Genomic DNA, 1,912 nt, shown 5'->3' on the forward strand with positions numbered 1-1,912 from the left:
CTCAATGGCCTGATCACAAACGACAGGTTCTGTCTGGTGCGCACGGCGCAGCTTGTCCTGACGTGGTGGCGTCGGCCGCAGCGCCGGCGCGGCTGCACAACGGCCAGCCAGAGGGCAGATCTCGATCGAGAGAGCGATCGGGGAGGTGCCCATGCGTCGCCACTGGCAGATCCGCCGTCAGACCACGACCACGCCAGACGCAGTTCGGCGGTGGGATCGAGCCTACGGCCTCATCCTGAGCTGGGGATCACCCCAAGCCTCACCGGCAGCGACGCGGATGGCCTTCCCCCTCGCAGAGGAGGCAAGCCATGAGGACGGCTGTCTACGTGCGGGTCTCGACGGCGCGCCAGGCCCAAGCCCAGACCATCGATCAGCAGCTCGACCGTCTCCGGGTCCATCTGCAAGCACAGAACACCACCCTGGACGACAGCGCCATCTTCCGGGATGACGGCCAGAGCGGAGCGACGCTAAACCGGCCCGGTCTGGACCGGCTGCGCGATGCCGTGCGCGCCGGCGAGATCGATCGGGTTCTGATCACCGATCCCGACCGGCTGTCGCGCAACTACGTCCAGATGATGATCGTGTTGCAGGAACTCGAACGCGTCGGATGCGAGGTGACGTTCCTCGATCGTCCGATCGGACGGGATCCGCACGACCAGTTGCTGTTGCAGATCCGCGGTGCCGTGGCAGAGTACGAGCGCACGCTGATCGCGGAACGGATGCGGCGAGGACGCCAGATGCGCCTGCGTGCCGGCAGCCTGCTTCCCTGGACCCGAGCGCCCTACGGGTATCGGCTCGATCCCGACCGGCCGCGCGACCCGGCCGGGGTTCGGCTGGAGCCGGCCGAGGGCGCCGTGGTCCAGCAGGTCTTCGCCCGCTACGTCGAGGAGGAAGCCAGCCTGTTCGGCCTGGCCAACCACCTGCGGGCTCTCGGCATCGCCTCGCCGACCGGCCGCCCCCGCTGGAGTTCAGCCTCGCTGCGCGGCCTGCTGACGAACCCGGTCTATACCGGCCAGGTCTTCGCTGGCCGGTGGCGCAGCCGACCCCCGCGCATCCGCCGCTCGGCGACGCATCCGATCGGATGCCCCTCGACCACGTCGGTGCCAGTACCGGCGGAGCAATGGCTGCCGGTCGCCACCGTCCCGGCCCTCGTCAGCCCGGCGCTGTTCGCGCAAGCGCAGGCCAAGCTGGCGCAGAACCGCGCCTTCGCCCGACGCCACAACACCCGGTACAGCTACCTGCTGCGCGCCCTGGTGAGCTGCGGAGTCTGCCAGTCGAGCTGCCTGTGCCGGACGATCCATCCCGGCTACGACTACTATCTGTGCCGCGCCAAGGGGCATCCGGGCCGCAGCGGCCGCGCGCAGCCCTGCCCGGCGCGCTACGCGCCGGCCCATCAGCTCGATGCGCTGGTCTGGCAGGATCTGTGTGCCCTGCTGAGCGAGCCCGAGCAGATCGCCGCGGCGCTGGCCCGGGCCCATGGCGGCGACTGGCTGCCGCAGGATCTGCAGGCCCGGCGCGATCAGCTGCGCAAGGGGCGCCGTGGGCTCGAGCAGCAGGTGGAGCGCCTAACGGAGGCCTACCTGAAGGGGATCATCCCGTTGCCGGAGTACCAGCGCCGTCGCCGCGTGGCGGAGGAGCACCTGCAGGCTCTGGCGGCCCAGGCCGAGCAGTTGGAAGGCCAAGTCGACAGACAAGCGCAACTGGCCAACTGGGCGGGATCAGCCGAGGCGTTCTGCCGTCGCGTCCAGGATGGTCTGGCTGGCGCCGACTTCGCTCAGCGCCGCCGACTGATCGAACTGCTCGTCGACCGGGTCGTGGTGACCGAGGCCGAGGTCGAGATCCGCTACGTGGTTCCCGTCGGCCCGGATGGCGAGCGCGGACGCTTTTGTCAGTTGCGGAAGGACTATTTCGA

The 1,912-nt window shown here is 69.5% G+C and carries 1 protein-coding gene; it reads left to right on the forward strand.

From position 1 onward, the window contains the following. Positions 1-308: 308 nt before the first annotated feature. A partial coding sequence (locus ABZT49_RS25020; RefSeq protein ID WP_355290002.1) for a recombinase family protein occupies positions 309-1,912 on the forward strand: 1,604 nt, incomplete at its 3' end.

It is taken from the genome of Methylobacterium sp. EM32, from assembly GCF_040593685.1.
Classification (GTDB): Bacteria; Pseudomonadota; Alphaproteobacteria; order Rhizobiales; family Beijerinckiaceae; genus Methylobacterium.